The following is a 212-nucleotide window of genomic DNA, read 5'->3' as shown; positions in this document are numbered from 1 at the left end:
TTCGGGCCGACGAACCGCGCGTGCCCGCGCAGCAATCCGATGCCCGCGCCGTCGAGCCAGTCGACCTGCGAGGCGTCGTCCCGGTGGTGCGTGATGCGATCGCGTCGGCGGAACACCGCGCGCGGGTCCAGCTCGCCGGTCACCGCCTCCGCCGCACCGCCGACGGCCCGCGCGGCGCGCAGCGCCGACCCCGCGCGCAGCAGCGCCTTCGA

At 77.8% G+C, this 212-nt stretch carries 1 pseudogene; it reads right to left on the bottom strand.

What is annotated here, in order from left to right:
- Positions 1 to 212, bottom strand: a pseudogene (locus FJ658_RS16310) (pyridine nucleotide-disulfide oxidoreductase); the annotation flags it as partial.

The organism is Schumannella sp. 10F1B-5-1 (genome assembly GCF_006517535.1).
Lineage (GTDB): Bacteria > Actinomycetota > Actinomycetes > Actinomycetales > Microbacteriaceae > Schumannella.
Note: the sequence above shows the minus strand (reverse complement) of the source record. Positions and strands in the feature narration are given on the sequence as shown.